The sequence below is a fragment of the Staphylococcus sp. AtDRG32 genome (assembly GCF_004365845.1).
Taxonomy (GTDB): Bacteria; Bacillota; Bacilli; order Staphylococcales; family Staphylococcaceae; genus Staphylococcus; species Staphylococcus hominis.
In genome coordinates, this window is the sequence record NZ_SODE01000003.1 from 44467 (window position 1) to 62560 (window position 18094).

General features: G+C 32.8%; 13 protein-coding genes and 1 tRNA gene. 5 read left to right on the top strand and 9 right to left on the bottom strand.

Features of this window, described 5'->3' with window-relative positions; genetic code table 11:
* Nucleotides 1-35 precede the first annotated feature (35 nt).
* On the top strand, nucleotides 36-911 hold the full coding sequence (locus BDW25_RS05985) for a helix-turn-helix transcriptional regulator (RefSeq protein WP_077700177.1): 876 nt from the start codon (nucleotides 36-38) through the stop codon (nucleotides 909-911).
* 26 nt (nucleotides 912-937) lie between these two features.
* Here the strand turns inward: BDW25_RS05985 and BDW25_RS05990 are convergent, their stop codons facing one another.
* Together BDW25_RS05990 and BDW25_RS05995 are read right to left on the bottom strand one after the other, a co-directional pair.
* On the bottom strand, nucleotides 938-1861 hold the full coding sequence (locus BDW25_RS05990; protein ID WP_002454621.1) for a hypothetical protein: 924 nt from the start codon (nucleotides 1859-1861) through the stop codon (nucleotides 938-940).
* A 121-nt stretch (nucleotides 1862-1982) separates the two neighbouring features.
* Complete coding sequence (locus tag BDW25_RS05995) at nucleotides 1983-2855, bottom strand: trypsin-like serine peptidase (RefSeq protein ID WP_002449519.1); 873 nt, start codon at nucleotides 2853-2855, stop codon at nucleotides 1983-1985.
* Between the two features lie 218 nt (nucleotides 2856-3073).
* Here BDW25_RS05995 and BDW25_RS06000 point away from each other — a divergent pair.
* The 3 genes from BDW25_RS06000 (at nucleotide 3074) to lip (ending at nucleotide 7489) form a co-directional block, all read left to right on the top strand.
* Nucleotides 3074-3164, top strand: a tRNA-Lys gene (locus BDW25_RS06000).
* 152 nt (nucleotides 3165-3316) lie between these two features.
* Nucleotides 3317-4828 (top strand): MFS transporter, encoded by a 1512-nt coding sequence (locus tag BDW25_RS06005; protein ID WP_037554240.1) that lies wholly within the window; start codon nucleotides 3317-3319, stop codon nucleotides 4826-4828.
* A gap of 393 nt (nucleotides 4829-5221) precedes the next feature.
* Nucleotides 5222-7489 carry a YSIRK-targeted triacylglycerol lipase gene (gene lip / locus BDW25_RS06010; RefSeq protein WP_017174735.1) on the top strand — a complete coding sequence of 756 codons (2268 nt, stop codon included), beginning with the start codon at nucleotides 5222-5224 and terminating at the stop codon, nucleotides 7487-7489.
* 216 nt (nucleotides 7490-7705) lie between these two features.
* On the opposite strand, the gene BDW25_RS06015 is transcribed toward lip, so the two are convergent.
* From BDW25_RS06015 to BDW25_RS06030, 4 genes are all read right to left on the bottom strand, one after another.
* Nucleotides 7706-7999 carry a hypothetical protein gene (locus BDW25_RS06015; RefSeq protein WP_002449192.1) on the bottom strand — a complete coding sequence of 98 codons (294 nt, stop codon included), beginning with the start codon at nucleotides 7997-7999 and terminating at the stop codon, nucleotides 7706-7708.
* Between the two features lie 126 nt (nucleotides 8000-8125).
* Nucleotides 8126-8659: a VOC family protein gene (locus BDW25_RS06020; RefSeq protein ID WP_002449191.1), complete on the bottom strand. Its 534-nt coding sequence runs from the start codon at nucleotides 8657-8659 to the stop codon at nucleotides 8126-8128.
* A 196-nt stretch (nucleotides 8660-8855) separates the two neighbouring features.
* Complete coding sequence (locus tag BDW25_RS06025) at nucleotides 8856-10865, bottom strand: catalase (RefSeq protein ID WP_002449504.1); 2010 nt, start codon at nucleotides 10863-10865, stop codon at nucleotides 8856-8858.
* Nucleotides 10866-11073: 208 nt separating this feature from the next.
* On the bottom strand, nucleotides 11074-11694 hold the full coding sequence (locus tag BDW25_RS06030; RefSeq protein WP_133945144.1) for a nitroreductase family protein: 621 nt from the start codon (nucleotides 11692-11694) through the stop codon (nucleotides 11074-11076).
* Between the two features lie 306 nt (nucleotides 11695-12000).
* Here BDW25_RS06030 and BDW25_RS06035 point away from each other — a divergent pair, with 306 nt between their 5' ends.
* Nucleotides 12001-13377, top strand: a complete 1377-nt coding sequence (locus BDW25_RS06035; RefSeq protein WP_049437703.1) for an amino acid permease — start codon at nucleotides 12001-12003, stop codon at nucleotides 13375-13377.
* 78 nt (nucleotides 13378-13455) lie between these two features.
* Here the strand turns inward: BDW25_RS06035 and BDW25_RS06040 are convergent, their stop codons facing one another.
* The 3 genes from BDW25_RS06040 to BDW25_RS06050 all read right to left on the bottom strand — a co-directional run bounded on the left by BDW25_RS06040 (nucleotide 13456) and on the right by BDW25_RS06050 (nucleotide 18004).
* Nucleotides 13456-14757: an NtaA/DmoA family FMN-dependent monooxygenase gene (locus BDW25_RS06040; RefSeq protein WP_049437705.1), complete on the bottom strand. Its 1302-nt coding sequence runs from the start codon at nucleotides 14755-14757 to the stop codon at nucleotides 13456-13458.
* A gap of 95 nt (nucleotides 14758-14852) precedes the next feature.
* Entirely contained in the window at nucleotides 14853-15887 is a 1035-nt protein-coding gene (gene mcrC / locus BDW25_RS06045) for a 5-methylcytosine-specific restriction endonuclease system specificity protein McrC (protein WP_133945146.1), read from the bottom strand.
* Nucleotides 15884-18004, bottom strand: a complete 2121-nt coding sequence (locus BDW25_RS06050; RefSeq protein ID WP_049417521.1) for an AAA family ATPase — start codon at nucleotides 18002-18004, stop codon at nucleotides 15884-15886. The genes mcrC and BDW25_RS06050 overlap by 4 nt, the downstream gene beginning before the upstream one ends.
* Between the last annotated feature and the right edge of the window lie 90 nt (nucleotides 18005-18094).

Sequence of the window (18094 nt, forward strand, 5' to 3'; positions counted from 1 at the left end):
AAACTTTTTCACTTTAATAAAAGGGAGATATATCTTTGGATAAAGCAACACGTATACTTAATATGTTGACATTATTATTAAATGGTAATGTTGTTACTCAAGAAGACTTAGATCGCTTTACAAATGTCAGCAAAAAATCTATTCAACGTGATATTAATACAATTAATACATTTTTTTATGAAAGTCATTTTTGGAGAAGCAATCATACTAAAATCGTCTATAATTATCAATTAGGCGGTTATGAACTCACACATGATACTACGAACAAACAAAGTCTTGGTGTACTAAGTTTACTCATTAAGTTACAAAGTCTCACACCTATTCTTCATTACGATATTTACAAATTTTTCTTAAATGCGCTGTCGTCTGTCAGAATAGAAGATAAACATATTTTGATGACGATGTTACATCAATTCAAAGTACGTGATGATTTACTTCCTGGAAAACTATTAATGGATCTTCAAAAAGCCATCGTCAATAAACATAGAGTGCGTATTGAAGTAGATCATAACAAAATAACTATTAAACCATTATCTATTTTGTATATGCATTATGATTATTGGTTTACTTACGAATTTCAACATAAAATACATACTGTTTCTTTGAAATCGATATCATCCTTACACGTTCTAGATACAAAATTTTCTAAAGACTTCGCGAATAATGCAGTATTATTTGAAATGAGTACAACCATTTGGAATCAATTTAAACAACAATTTTCAATTAAAGAGATTGTTTCCCGTAATGAAGACACCATTTTGGCATGGGTAAATTGCACGCGATTTGATGCTTATTATATTGCTTATCAACTTGCTCCTCTAGCAAAAATTATTGCTCCAGAATCATATATCGATAGTTTTATTGAGCGTTTAGATGAAATTAAACGTACTTACACAGAAAACAACAGCTGACCATTAAAATCAGCTGTTGCTTTTTATTAATCAATTGGATCTCCATGTTCATCATATTTTGTTACTACACCGTCAGAAGTAACGATATATGAGCCAACTAAATCTCCATTTTTATCTAAAATTGAGAAGCCCCAATCTCCGTTTTCATCTTGTTCTGGTTCTTTATATGTGTACGTATCAGTATCTAATTGATGACCTTCATAATCTTCTACCTTATCAATGACATTTGCACGTGTTACTTTTTCAGTAGATGAAGATGATTCACTAGTTGTATTGTTTGAATCAGTATATGTTTTTCCATTAGTAAAAACGATTTGATTCACAATCTCCTTATAATTAGAATTCTCACCGTATTTCTCAAGTAAGGTATGGAGATCTAATTCATGACCTGTTTGTGAATTTACAAATTGACTGTATGTGCCTGGACTTTGGGTTGCGATAATTGTAACCCTATCGCCTCCTACTCCAATAAGCGTAGAAAATGAGCCTTTAGCAGGCTGAGTAGCATAGAATTTCATATTACTTGGTGCACCCTCTACTCCATTGTCTAATGCTTCTAATTGATACGTATCTATACTTTTTTGTTCGCCGCCACCGTTATAATTCGCAAAATATGAATGATTTCTTAATTCATTTGCAGTAATAGCATAGTCTGACACTGAAGGATCATTTAAAGCCAACGCTACTTTTTCAGCTTGAGATAAGTTGTCGATATTACTATTTGTTTTATTCTCTCGTTGATTGCTATCATTTGAACTTTTATTACTATCTTGTTGGGTATTATTTTTATGATTATCTGAAGTGTTTTTATTTGATGGTTGGTTACTTTGTGATGTAGTATGTTCTGATTTTTCACTAGAATTATTGAGCCCAATCATATCTCCTAAATCACAACCTGCAAGTAAAGTTGTCGCCGTTATTGCGCCGATAGCTAAGTAATGTTTCTTCATTTATTTCGCTCCTTTTAAAATAAAAAATATATATTCAACTGACAATATTAAACAGACTCTGTATGTCGTTATGAAAAAGTACACACTTCATTATCTAAAGCATGTACTTTTTTTATATCAATTACTTAATATGTTGACGTACGAAACGACCAGCATATCCTTTAAATGATTCGCCACCAGACATTTCTTGTTTAGCATAAGCATCCGTTGAACCACCCATTAAGTTATATCCATATGTTCTTAAGCCATACATTTTTGTAAATGTACTATTTAACATTGGTGAGCCTGAAGCGCCTGATCTAAAAATATCTTTCGTTTGAATCTCGGTACCATTTGTTGAAAATTGAGTTACACGAAGTTTATTAAAATAGGCTTTTGTGTTGTCGTTATATTGCCATGGATATCCTAATGAATAAAGTGGCGAATTGAATTTCAATTGTTTAATCTCTGAATCCGTTGCAATTTTAACTGGTTTCACATATTTAGACATATTTTGTTTTGTGTGAACCACTGCAATATCATATTGTGGTACTTTAATCACTTCTGTTGCTTGGAAAACATATGGCATACGACTTCCATCACGATTCATTTGAAATTTAATATATTTCGGAGCCGCTGCACGACCATATTGATCATCGATCACGTGTGCATTTGTTACAAATGTATGAGCCCCAATCACTGTTCCTGTTCCCATAGAATCTTGTTTTCTTACAGATGCATCGCGAGAGCCTTTTTTCCAGCCATTTAAATTAGATACACGACCAATCGCCTTTAAATTATTTTGCGAGGCATTTGGATAGCGTTGAATTGAAATACTGCTGTTACTAATTTTTTTCGCTTTTAAATAGGCTTGATATGAGCCTCTTTGTATACCGTCATAATAATAGTTGGTTTCTACAGCTTTAGCCTCTTGATGTTGGGCGGAATATCCGAGTACACTGGCACCAATAATGACACTCGCTACTAATGATTTACCAAATTTAGATTTTAACATTAATTTGTCCCCTGCTTTCTTCCATTTAGAAATGAATTTGTTTTATGTTTAAAATAAAATATGTACATCAATATTATAAAACAAACAAAGGACAGTATGCGTCTTTTTTATAAAACAATTTATTTTTAACTTTAATTTACATTTATAAAGTATTTACATAGAAAATATTTTTCTTTACAAACTTCAAAATATATAGTATAGTATTAAAGTAAAATCATGGAGGGATACTCAAGCCTGGCTTAAGAGGCTAACCATTTTATGGTTAGTAGGAGCTTTTAGCTCGCGTTGGTTCAAATCCTTCTCCCTCCGCTATCTAAGAAACCTAAGATTAAATTCTTAGGTTTCTTTTTATTTTATATTTTATATATAAGACACTCTTATTTATTTTTCCCATTTACAGGAGTATAATAGTTAAGTTGCGAAATGACGATACACCATATTCATATATCGGAGTGAAAAAAATGGACTTTTGGTCATCTAAAAAAGGAAAAATGCTAGAAATATCAATACTTGGCATACTAACTATCTTCGGCATTGGTTCACAATATTTTTCAAATTTGGCTTATAGTTTAAATCAAGGTATTTTACAAACATCATTTAGTATAGGTTCTCAATATCTCATTATACCTTCTGTGATTGCTAACTTTGCCTTTGCACTTGGCGTGCCACTTGGACATACATTGACACACAAATTCGGGTTTAGACGTAATTTTTTATTCTTTGTAACTCTATTTTTAATCGGCTCGATTATCGGGCTTTTTTCTTTCGACCTAATTATTTTATCTATTGCTAAAGGTTTACAAAGTTTAAGTACCGGCGTCTTATTCTTCACACTTTTACCAAAACTCTTTCTCAACTTCCCTAGACAATACCGCAATGTATTCTTATTAATGGTTATTGTAGGTTTATTTGGCGCAAATGCATTGGGAGGTCTATCAGGTAGTCTATCTTTAGAATTAGATCGTTGGCATTGGATCTTTATTATTAATATTATTTCAGCTATCTTATGTCTTATTTTAGGTTCAATATTCTTAACAAAAGAAGAATATCAACATTCTGAACCTATTCATATTAGTCGTCCTATGATTATTTCATTAGTTCTTAGTACGATTGCTCTTACGCTACCGATGGGGATGCTTACACAAAAAGGGTACGGGTCTCTCTGGGTCTGGCCTATCCTAATTATAGCAATTTTATTCATTGTAAATTTTGTAGTTTTTAATCACGAAGCAAAACATCCATTTGTTCACTTTAAAACGTTATTAACAAAGAAACCATTTGTTGGTGCAACAATGGCTATATCTTCACATTTAGCCTTATTATGTGGTATTGCAGGAATTAATGTGTATATAATTAGAATCTTAAAATTACCTTTCACTATATCTTTACATTTTTATTTATTCTTTTTCATAGGTGTCATTGTGACAGGATTTATTAAAATGTTTATCTATAGTGCAGTGGGAGCTGGTGTTTTAGGCACATTAGGCTCATCAGCATTACTTTATGTCAGTGTTCATTGGATGATTTTACATGATATTGTAAATATTCATTTACTTTATATTCAAGGTTTCCTACTTGGTTTTGGTGCAAGTATGACACTTGTAAGTGGTGCTATGGCAACATTATTAGATGGCGATTTACTTCAAGCTGGTCAGCGTTCTCAAACGATGCACACAATACGTAACTACGCGGCAGCATTTCTTGTTCCAGTGATTGCCTATCTGATTAAATATAATATTCAAAAAGGAACACAATCTGTTTATACAGAAAATATTACAAACACTTCAATTTATATTAAGCGTATAAAAGATATTGCTATTGATGCTGATCATAAAGTATTTCTACTAATGATTATTTTCAATTCGATTATGTTAGTATCATCGATTATCCAAATGTCTCTTGGAAAAGGGAGACGTATTACACCACCTCGTTCGCCTAAAAACCCCGAGTTACATTTGAATATACACAAGTAATGATTTTTAAGGAACAGTTTACTTTATTAGGGTTTCGCTCCTTAGTTTACGATGTTATTACACATTTCAAGTTCATATATCCTTAAAATGTACATTTACTCTATGTAATTGTGACAGATTATTGACAACGCTTTCATATAGCGTTACTATCTATTTACACTCAATAGACAACGTTGATGGTTAAATCTCGTATGTAGCTCTGTTCTACATACGACAATTTTTCGCCATATTTGTAAACGCTTTCTAAATTGTCTGTTAAGAAAGGATGGTTACTTTGGAAAATATTAAAGCGATATTTAGTAAACTTTTCGGATTTATTCCACGTTCAATAATTAATATTTTTATTTAATCTATATATTTTATAACAAAAAACTATTAATAGAGGTGCTATTTATGAAAAAAAGTGAAAACAGATACAGTATTCGTAAATTCAGTGTGGGTGCATCATCCATTTTAGTAGCGACATTGCTATTTATGGGAGGCGGTGCTGCACAGGCAGCAGAAACACATCAGGAAGTGGGAAATCCTGAATCAGCTGTAGCACAATCTATTGGGGATCATAAAAAACAATCTGATAATCAAGAAACACAACAAGACAATGTTCAATCTGACGAACAAGCTACTTCTACATCTCAATCAGTAACTAATGAAAATGAAGCACAACGCTTACATAATGAAAACAAAGCTTCAACTCAAGTTAAAGATAGCACTGATCAATTAAATACTAATGAAGGAACAACTGACAACATTGTAACTCATCAATCTACAAAACATTCAGTAGCTGAAACTGAAGAAGCATCAACTACAAAAACATCTTCTGATGACCCTGAATCAGTTTCAACTAAAGAGGAGCAACCTTCTCTTGAAACACAAGAATCGACTAAAAACACAATTCAAAAAGACACACTAGCCTCAGATAAAAAAGATAACACAACTGAAACATCAACTACTAAAAATCAAGCTCACTCTTCAGAAAACGTGACAAATGAAAGTCCGACAGAAGAGAAAACAACAACTCAAACAACGACTGCTGAAACCAACACATCATCTACAAAAGACAATACTTCAAAAACAACTGACAGTCATTCAACAAAAACATCTCAGTCAACACCTCTAACAGAGAGTAAAGAATTAACACCATCAAAAACTCAACAAGATTCAAATGTAAATCAGGATGCAATAAAAAATAATGACGTAGAGGCACCATCTACTGGAAAAACAAACGATACTGTAGACACAACTGAAACAAAACAAACAGTGACAGCTAAACAACCCACAGATCCTGCTGCACCTACAGTGAATACTTTAAACACTAAAGATGAAGCGATCTCAATTGACGGTACAACAAATGAAACTGTTGGACATAAAGATGCTAAAGATCAAAAAAATTCACAGGCTGGCTTAGAGACATTAGCTAATAATGCAGTAGCAACAACAAATAATACATCTCAACAGCAAGGTACGACAGAAACAAAAGATCAAACCAATAAAGTTGCTAAACAAGGTCAATACAAAAACCAAGATCCAATCATTCTTGTTCATGGTTTTAATGGATTTACTGATGATATCAATCCTAATGTTTTATCACATTATTGGGGCGGCGATAAATTAAACATTCGTCAAGATTTAGAACAAAATGGTTATAACGCTTATGAAGCAAGTATCAGTGCATTTGGTAGTAACTATGACCGTGCCGTTGAACTTTATTACTATATTAAAGGTGGTACTGTAGATTATGGTGCTGCACATGCAGAAAGATATGGACATGAACGCTATGGTAAAACATACGAAGGCGTTTATAAAGATTGGCAACCTGGTCAAAAAGTGCATCTAGTTGGTCATAGTATGGGAGGACAAACTGTTCGTCAATTAGAAGAATTATTAAGAAATGGTAGTCAAGAAGAAATTGAATACCAAAAAACACATGGTGGTGACATTTCTCCTTTACTACAAGGTGGACACGATAATATGGTTTCTTCAATTACAACATTAGGCACACCGCATAATGGTACCCACGCTGCAGATGAATTAGGAAATGAAGCACTTGTTCGTCAAGTGGTTTTTGATTTAGGTAAACGATTAGGTAATAAAAATTCACGTGTAGACTTCGGTTTGTCTCAATGGGGTCTAAAACAACAACCTGGTGAAAGCTACATCTCTTACCTTTTACGCGTTAAAAACTCTAAATTATGGCAATCTAAAGATAATGGTTTTTATGATTTAACACGTGATGGCGCGACAGATCTTAACCGCAAAACATCACTTAATCCAAATATCGTTTATAAAACGTATACAGCTGAGGCAACGCATCCGACTTTAATAGGAAAACAAAAAGCAGACTATAATATGTTCTTACCATTCACAGTGACAGGAAATGTGATTGGTAAAGCTACTGAAAAAGAATGGAGAGAAAATGATGGTCTTGTATCTGTGATTTCATCTCAACATCCTTTCAATCAAGCTTATACAGAAGCAACTGATACAAATCAAAAAGGTATTTGGCAAGTAACACCTACTAAACACGACTGGGATCATGTCGATTTTGTAGGTCAAGACAGTACAGATACAAAACGTTCAAGAGAAGAACTACAACAGTTTTGGTATGATTTAGCAGATGATTTAGTTCAAACAGAAGCGCTAACTTCAACTAACGAAGCTTAATATAATTTTTTGCGGAAAGGTGGTTGTCTAATGTCTGGTGATGTCTTTCAATTACTTGGTTCTTTCTTCAGAATAGTTAAAGCATTATTTTTCTAATTTCATATAAATAAAAGCACCTCCGAATGAGATGAAGACATTTTCACTCGTTAGGAAGTGCTTTTTATTATGTAAGATTTGTAAGAACATGATGTCATAAAGTGCTGTAAGTTTTTCAGTCTAGTTAGATGAACGTACATCTACATTATTATCGTTTGACGAGAATGCTTCTTCATTTGCTGAAAGTGTGATCTTTTTAGAGTGGTTAGAAGCTTTGACTTCATGACGTAATGCACTATTCAATCCTAATAAATTATTTGCTTGAGTTTCTTCACTATTGTAGCTTTCTAATCCATTCACAATTTCAGTCGCTAAATATTCACATGCATCTTGATTGTCAACTTCGACTTTTTCATTGATTATTGATTCAATTACTTCAATTAAGTCACATTTTTGAATTTGAATATCAATCATTTGTTCTACTCCCTTAAACTGTCATTAAGCCATTTGATAGGCTTTCTAGTTTATTACCCTGTTTCTAGAAAATGTACACAAAATCGTCACTGTCGAAAAATGTAATGCACTACTGCGTCCATTTTATTACTCATCGTTACTTTTAGGAATAAATACCTTCGCTTCACTATCTTTTGGATAATAAAAACCATTAGGTACAGTTTGAAGTTCGATTAAGCTTCCCCATGGCGCTCGAATATAAACGGTTTTATTATTCTCTGTATTCTCATATTTTGTATTAGAATGTGGTTCAGATAGTGGCTCTCCTCCTGCCTGTTTGACACGTTCTAATACATGTTCAAATTCGTCACTTTCAATATAAAAAGAAATATGTGTAAAACCTATATCTTGTAGTGATTGTGGTTCATGTTGTTGAGCGTGTTGGAATTCAAACATTTCAATATTAGGACCACAACCAAACACCATCATGCGTTTATGAATAATTGAAGTTCCTTTTTCTAGCCCTAAGATATGCTCGACATATTCGCCACCTCTTGGTTCATCATTTTTAGTTTGACTATCATATGCAATTTTTCCATCTAGTCCCTGTTTAAAAAAAGCAGTGGCTTTTTCAATACTAGGAACCGTAAGACCAATATGATTAATACCTCGATTCATCATATCTCCTCCTTACTCAAAAGAGTGCAAGACAGCATTCATTTTGAATTTATCGTCCACTCCAGTAACGTATCTCCAACTTGTGTTGATTGAAAAGAATTTGGAACAAACGCATGTTCAATTCAATCATCGACTGCCAATATATTAAAAAAGCCTAAGACAACACATTATGTCTCAGGCTTTTTCAAAAAATCATTCATTATTTTCTATCGAAATATCTGTAACGTTTGAATGCGTCAAGGATAGCTTGTGGTTCGCTAGATACTACAACACCAGGCGCATCTAAATCAATACGATTACTTTGTAATACATTTTTCGCTTCTTCAGTGATTACAACAGGTTTTTTATGATTATAGCTCATTTCAACAAAGTCAATCGCAGTCGGTAACATTTCTTTACCGTCTGAAAGAACGATTACACTATCAAATACTGTTGAACTTGCTGTGCTATAAGTTTCAGTAATACCAATTTCGTCATCATTAAGGTTTTTAGCTGTTTGTCCAACAAATGCATAGTTTAAGTCGTTGTTAACAAATACTTCTGCATATGATTTTAATGTTTCAGCGCTAATATCACCATTTACAAGCACTGCTACAGAGTGTCCTTTTAGTGGGATATCAAATTTTTCTAATGTTAATTGGCTATCTTTAGCATCTGATTGCACTTCTTCGTTTTCTGCCGGAACTTCTACACCTACATTATTTGCTACGTATTCAGCTAATTTACGATCAACTTTATTAATTTGATTAACAGCATTTTGTTTTACTTCTGTTGATTTACATTTACCAATTTCAAATGAAAATGCATCAGCTAAATGTTGTTGTTCTGCTTCAGTTAAGCTGTTTTTATATAATTTAGCTTGAGTATAGTAATCTTTGAAACTATCACTACGTTGACGTACTTTATAACCTTCTACTTTTTCATGATAATGCTCGAAACCACCTTGTTCTTTAGGTGTCGTATGAGGGTCATTATTGTTCAAGCCATTTTTATGGTAGGCTGTTTGACCTTGATGAATATATGATTGATGCATTGCATCGCGTTGATTATTATGAACGTCTGCAACTGGGCGGTTAATAGGAATTTGGTTAAAGTTTGGTCCGCCAAGACGAGAAATTTGTGTATCTGTGTAAGAGAATAAACGACCTTGTAATAATGGGTCATTAGAGAAATCAATACCTGGAACAATATGTGCAGGGTGGAACGCAACTTGTTCAGTTTCTGCAAAGACGTTATCTACATTACGGTTCAACGTCATTTTACCAACAATTTTCACAGGTACTTGATCTTCTGGCCATAATTTAGTTGGATCTAAAATATCAAAATCAAAGTCAAATTCTTGTTCAGGTTTGATAATTTGTAAGCCTAATTCCCATTCAGGATAGTCGCCTTTATCAATTGATTCATATAAATCTTTACGATGGAAATCAATGTCTTTACCATGTAAGATTTGTGCTTCATCCCATACTAAGCTTTCTAAACCTTGTTTAGGTTTCCAGTGGAATTTAACAAAGTAAGATTGACCTTCTTTATTTACAAGTCTAAATGTGTGTACACCAAAACCTTCTTGTTGACGGAAGTTTTTAGGAATCCCTCTATCACTCATTGCCCAAAATACTGCGTGCATAGATTCAGGGTTTTGACCAATGAAATCCCAGAATGTATCGTGCGCTGAACCACCTTGTGGCATTTCATTATGTGGCTCTGGTTTTAATGCATGTACGAAGTCAGGGAATTTAATTGCATCTTGAATAAAGAATACAGGTGCGTTGTTACCTACTAAATCGAAGTTACCTTCATCAGTATAGAATTTAGTAGCAAAACCACGAATGTCACGTACTGTATCTGGAGATCCTTTAGAACCTTGTACAGTAGAGAAACGCACAAATACAGGTGTTGTTTTTTCAGGGTGTGTTAAGAAGTCAGCACTTGTATATTCACTTAAATCTTCATACACTTGGAATTCACCATGTGCACCGAATCCACGTGCGTGTACCACACGTTCAGGAATACGTTCATGGTCAAAGTGCATCATTTTTTCACGGAAGTGGAAGTCTTCTAGTAAAGTCGGACCTCTATCCCCTACTGTCAGTGAATTTTCATCTTCACTTACTTTCATACCACTATTTGTAGTCATTGCTGTACCATCATTATTTTTTCTTAGAGCATCTAATTGTTGTTGTTTTTTGTTTTCATTTGATTGATCCATACTTATCTCTCCTAGATATAGATTGGTATCGTAAATACATTGTTATGTACATTGTTTCCTTATTACGGGATACAGTTAGTTATTCCCATTTATAAAAGAATTAATCATTTTAAAGAAAAAATATATTCCCATAAATTTTTATTTAAAGAACTTTCTTTTATAATCGTTTATGAAAATATATTTTTTGATATTTTATATTAAACTTTAATTATTGGTAATCTACTACCTTATCAACTGGCATTCTATATGATGTATGAGGTTCTTTTTCTTTCTTACCAATCGCAACGATTAACACTGGAACGTAACGTTCTAAATCATATCCGAATGCTTCGCCAATTTTGTCATGCTCAAAACCACCGATAGGGTTTGTATCATAGCCATATTGTTTTGCAACTAACATTAATTGCATCGCAGCTAAACTACTATCCACTTTTACGATGTCACTCATAACTTCACGTGAACTATTTTTGTAAGTATCCATTACAAAAGGTAACATTTGGTCTTTTACTTCTTGAGGCATATGTCCTTCCTCAACCGCTTTGTTATAGATAAACTCGCCTTCCTCATAACATTGTAAATCACCGAAAATAACAATCATCGCTGATGATGTATCATTTTGTGACCTATTAAAACGAATTAATGGACGTAATTTTGCTTTCGCTTCATCACTTTCTACAACAACAAAACGCCACGGCTGCATATTCACTGATGAAGGTGCTTTTGTTGCCTTTCTAATGATTTCATTCATTTCTTCATGTGGAATTTTATAATTTGGATCAAATCCTTTCACAGATTTTCTACTTTCCAATATTTCGTTAAAATCGTTCATTCATTTCCCTACTTTCATATTTTAATTACGTAACCTAGATTATTAAATAAATTGAAAATAAATAGAAGTAATTTGCTTATAGATTAAAAAAAACACTCAATTTAATACATTATTAATTATAGTTAATAATGTATTAACATTTATCTATTAGACTATTATTTGATTAACATTAACTAAATAGGGTATCCTTAACCTTAGCAAATAAATAATTTGAAATTTAGAAAAATTATTTATGTTATAACAAAGGGTATTGGATTCAGTCATAAAGTTTCAGTCATAAGATTACTCATGAAAGGGAAGAAAATTATGGCAGAAGATAAACTGCAAAGAGAATTGAGTAATAGACATATTCAACTTATCGCTATTGGTGGCGCAATTGGTACAGGACTGTTCCTTGGATCAGGTGAATCTGTACATTTAGCCGGACCGTCTATTTTATTGACTTATGTTATTGTCGGTTTTGTATTATTTATGTTTATGAGAGCAATGGGAGAAATCCTCTTATCGAATTTAGGATTCAAATCATTTGGGGATATTGCCCATCATTATATTGGACCAATTGCTGGATTTATGGTCGGATGGACGTATTGGTTAACTTGGATTATTTCAGGTATGGCTGAGGTAACTGCAGTAGCGAAATATGTAGGATATTGGTATCCTACAGTACCAAACTGGCTCACAGCTGCATTTACTATCTTAGTATTAGTCGCTTTGAACTTATTCAGTGCAAAGCTATTTGGAGAGTTAGAATTCTGGCTGTCAATTATTAAAGTGATAACAATTGTAGCCTTAATCATTGTTGGTATTGTGATGATTGTGCTTGGAATGAAAACATCATATGGACAAGCAAGCGTAACGAACCTTTGGTCTAGAGGTGGATTTTTCCCGAATGGTATTCAAGGTTTCTTGATGGCATTCCAAATGGCTATCTTTTCATTTATTGGTATTGAGTTAATCGGAATTACAGCTGGGGAAACTAAAAACCCACACAAAACGATTCCTCAAGCAATTAACAATGTACCTGCGCGTATTTTAATTTTCTATATTGGCTCATTAGCAGTGATTATGTCTGTCGTACCTTGGGATAAATTAAACCCTGCAGACAGTCCTTACGTAAAATTATTCGGCCTGATTGGTATTCCATTTGCTGCCGGTATTATTAACTTTGTCGTTTTAACAGCAGCTGCTTCATCATGTAATAGTGGTATTTTCGCAAATAGTCGTACAATGTACGGTTTAGCAGGTCGTAAACAAGGCCCATCATTCTTACATAAAACAAATAAACATGGTGTACCTCACTATGCTATTTTAGTTACATGCGGCTTATTAAGTATTTCAGTTATTTTGAATGCAGTATTTAAAGATGCAACAAAAGTGTTCGTTCAAATTACGATATTTTCAACAGTATTGAATATTTTAATTTGGACACTTATCATGATTGCCTATCTAAATTATGTCAAACGTAATCCTGAATTACACAAAGATAGTAAGTTCAAAATGCCTGGCGGAAAATATATGGCATTTGCGATTCTAGCTTTCTTCGCATTTATCTTTATTATCTTATTAATTAACAGTTCAACTAGAATTGGAGTATTATTTATACCCGTATGGGCAATTATTCTTTGGATTATGTATCAAAAATATAAAAAAGAATCAGACAAAGCGAAAGTTAAAATGGAATAATATAAAGAACATTTTAGACTTCCCCCTAATGGAGGAAGTCTTTTTTCATGATATCTATTAAATAAAAGAGAAGCTTAATTATAGTTTCTCTGTATTTATATTTAAATGATCTTTTAACATATGGCTTTCATATTCTTTTCTAAACATGCCACGCGCTTGAAGAACTGGAATGACTAAATCAATAAATTTTTCAAATGCGTTTGGATATGTTGGTGACATTAACATAAAACCATCACACGCTTCTTTTTCAAACCATTCAATCATTTCATCCGCTACTTGTTCCGGTGTCCCCACTATCGTTTTATGCCCTACCCAAGTACCAAATCGATCTAATACATCGCGTAAGGTAAGGTGTTCGGTCATAACAGCACGCTGTACAGCTTCATAAACAGATTTTACAACTTTTTTCTCTAATGCATCATAAGGTGGCAATGATGGCACGACTTCATCTAGTGTCCACTCACTTATATCTAGACCAATGGCTTTAGATAATTGTTTCTTACGTTTTTCAAGTGGAATCATATCATCTAATTGTTGCTTAAGTTTATAAGCATCCTCTTCATTCTCATCAACATAAACAGTGAGACCTGGTAATACAAGAGGGGGTTGACGATTTGCTTCCATGGCACGTTGATGAATGTCTTGTCTGAACTGTTGGCCATCTTGTAAATTCCATGCAATTGAAAAAATAGCATCCACGTGTCGTACTGCTAAATCACGACCTGGAATAGAAGTTCCTGCTTGAAATAAACGTGGTCGACCATATTTTGGTGTTGGAATGTTAATAGCTCCGGCAACTTGAAAATACTTTCCTTGATAATGAAGTGGATGAATATACTGATGATTTAAGCCAATTCCTGAGTTTTTGTGATTAACGATAGCCTCTACAGTAAATGATTCCCATAATTTTTTCATTACATTGATAAATTCATCTGCTCGTTCATAACGTTTTTCAAGATGTGGTAAAGCTTGCATCGAGTAGTTTTGTGCTTCTAAATCAAATTGAGATGTTACAATATTTGCCCCAATACGCCCATGAGATATTTGATGTAAACTTGAAAGCATACGTGCTGCAAGATAAGGTTCATAAAAAGAAGAAGAAATGGTACCTATCAAACCAATTGAATGTGTTTCACGTGAAATGGCAGCAAGCGCCGTTAGTGGTTCAAAATAATAAGAAATATGTCCCGTTTCTTCTCCAGAAATATATTGACCATCACCTAAGAAGAATGCATCCAGTTTACCTTTTTCGGCTAATTTCGCTAACTTAATTTGAAAATCAATATCTCCAACTTCTTCAACATATGAATGTGGTAGTCTCCAAGAGGCAGGATGTAGACCTGTACTATAAGCTAAAACAGATAAATGCATGTGTTTCATTGTCATTAACCCCTTTGTTATAAGTCAAAATTGTCATTTTAATTTGCATATATCGTATATGGATTGTTGAAATTTTACAATATCTACTAACTATTTTATATCTTAAAATAATTATATACAATATCATCTAGTTGTTTAGCAATATGAATAAAATCTTGATTTAAATCCAATGTTTTGACACTAATCGTATTGCCACTCATCTGAAACGTATTATCAGGTACAAGTTGTTCATCCGTTTTCGCATACAGTAACATCCCCGCAACATTTATCTGTTTCGATTTTAAGTGAAATGCTTCATTTTTTACATACGCAAATATTTGATATAAATTTCCAGAATGAATCGTTCTTGTATCAAAATACTGTTGTAACGTCGACGTATAATACTTTGTATCAATAATTAAGCATTTTTTCCCATAAGTTAGCATGACATCACTTCTCATTGTCGGTAACATGTGACGATAATCATCATCAATGGCCCATGGAATATGAGCCGCGGTGACTTTTAACTGTGGAAATTCCTTTTTATAATAAGCCCTAACAAACCGTTCATATAAACGCGCCATCTGTTGTTCATCTTCGAACATCATCGTTTCTCTTGAACCGCTTCTTTCTGACTGAATTCGTCCTTGCGTAACAAGGTAACAAATAGCCATTAACATACGATATGTTTCGTGATGACGATCAAATCGTAACTGCCAATCAATATGTCGATAATCTAATATATCTACTTGTTCAAAATATATCAGCAGTCGTTTTAACGCTTTTTTACGTGTGCGCGAAATATCTAATTTTAGAACATTAAGCATTGTTGTTTTTAAAATTTGATTCATATACGTATTAATTGAAAATTCATCATACGTGCAATTTAACTGTTTATGCATCATTGTTCCTTGTTGTATGGATGCTGTGACATTAATCTTTCCTCGTATCACATTAAGCGAGTCATTGTGTTCTAAATAGTCATGTTGAAGACCATATTTTAATTGACTCGATACGCCTTTAATCAGGAGCGCACTATATAAATCTGCCACATTATTAAATGATTCTGTTGCTATATGTTGATAGCCTTTCTTATTCAAAACTGTAAACGCGTAAGACAACATATAATAAATATTATGAATGTTAATCATTGAATCGCTTCCCTTAAACGTACCTTCCAACTGTCCACTTTTGAAGGGTCGTCAAACCAATATTCTTTTAATAATGGTATCATTTCGAATTCAATAATATTTGATAATTCAGACTCTGTGACATCAACCATATTACTGAAATAACTATGGCCAATAACGAACCCCTCACCTAACATATCATCATCTCGAATGTCGACATTCAGTGCTTGAATTGTATCAATTAATGCATCAAATTGTGGATTTTTTAAATTTTCTTGATAATGTTTAAATTGTATGGTTTCAAAGGCAGGCTTCATATCAAAAAATGCAAATCGACGTCGTAGTGCATAATCAAGCATGGCTAAGCTTCGATCTGCTGTATTCATCATACCAATAATATAAACATTATCTGGAACACAGAATTTCTCATCTGCATAGAGTAATTCTATTTCCATTCCCCTCTTATCATTTTCAATTAACATAAACAACTCACCAAATATCTTACTTAAATTGCCACGATTAATTTCATCGATAATAAAGAAATGGTCTTTCTCATTATCTTCTTCTGCTTGCTTACAAAAATTGTAAAACGCACCAGTACGCAATTCAAAGCCAGTTTCAGTAGGACGATAACCCATCACAAAATCTTCATATGAATAGCTTTGATGGAATTGTACAAGTTTCACACGTTCTTTATCTTTAACACCTATCATTGAATAAGCCAATCGTTTCGCTGCATACGTTTTACCTACGCCTGGTGGCCCTTGTAAGATGACATTCTTTTTTCTTCTCATTAATTGCACAAGCGTGTCATAGTCTTCTTCATTCATAAATACGTCGTCTAAGAATTGTTCTGCTGTATAAATGGGATAAGTCGTTTGTGTAGCAACCACTCCATCAGAATGTTCAACTGAAAATAACTCATTAAATTTCCGAATCGTTTCACTATATGGCGTGATTTTAGTGAGCGTCTTATTTAATGTTTTTATTGGAATCTTCCAGTTTCCTTTCTCCTTCCAAACAAGCTGAATGATATTTTTATCATTTTTATATTGATGATTGGATGAAACAACGCCCCATCCTACAATATCAGTCTGTCCTTTTTTCACATAAACAATATCCCCACGTTTCATTTCTTTACTAAATTCCCATATGGCATTAACCGTATGAATATAATGATGCTGATTATGGTTCAATTGTTGTAATTTTTGATTAATCTCTTCTTTAGATGCATATTTCGAGAAATCTTCTAACTCGTTATATCCAATAGACATTTCTCCATTCTCAATAAAAGAAGCAAAATCAACATCTTGTGGTTTTGGAGAATAAATCCAATAATTCACGACTTCTAAATCCTTATCTGCATCGATATCTTTTACTTTTGAGCTTTGCTTGACTTCTTTTGATTTGCGCCATGCTTCATAACTTAAATCAATAAAATCATTTAAATAGTTATCTTCTTTTAAAAATAATTTTAATTTTTCAATAATCATTAAATACGTGGTCGCAGTTAATGATTTTTTTAAGTTAACCTCAAAATTGATATACTTTGTACTGATTTCGCTTTCTTCAAAAATATACCAAATCGCTCGAGAATCTAAATTGGCAAATGTGTCAGAATCAATCCAATATAAAGCACTTGTCAATTTACTATTACCAATTCCTGGTTGTGCCATAACAAGGTTAAACTTTCTAATAAATTTATTTTTATTTTCTTCATCTTTATTATTAGAATATAATAAAGCAATTTCAAATAACGACCACAAGTTTTCTATATCTTGAAATTCTCTTTCTCCTTCAAAATAGTAAAAAGTTGCATTCATATTGTTAATTGTAGGTATGCTATCAAAATGATATGGTACTTTGGCTTGAATGTGGAAAAATTCCTTCATTTTATCTAATATTTTAATTTTATTAGATGATTTCATCGAACTTTTATTAAACAGACCAAATACCGTGAACGGATCAATATCTGTAAGTTCATTATTTCGCTCTAATGTTGGAAATTTAATATCAGTAACTTCATAAATTTTTTTTATAATTTCTATTAGGTCGTCACGATTATTTTGGAAATTTAAAAGTTTTTTTGCGAGTTCTTTATAAAAGATTGCCCATGTTTTATCTATCTTATAGTCCATCTTTATTTCTCCTCAAAATCATTATTATCTTCATTTTAATACATTTTATAAATATATTTATACCTTTAAAAATATAAAAAATAAGCTATA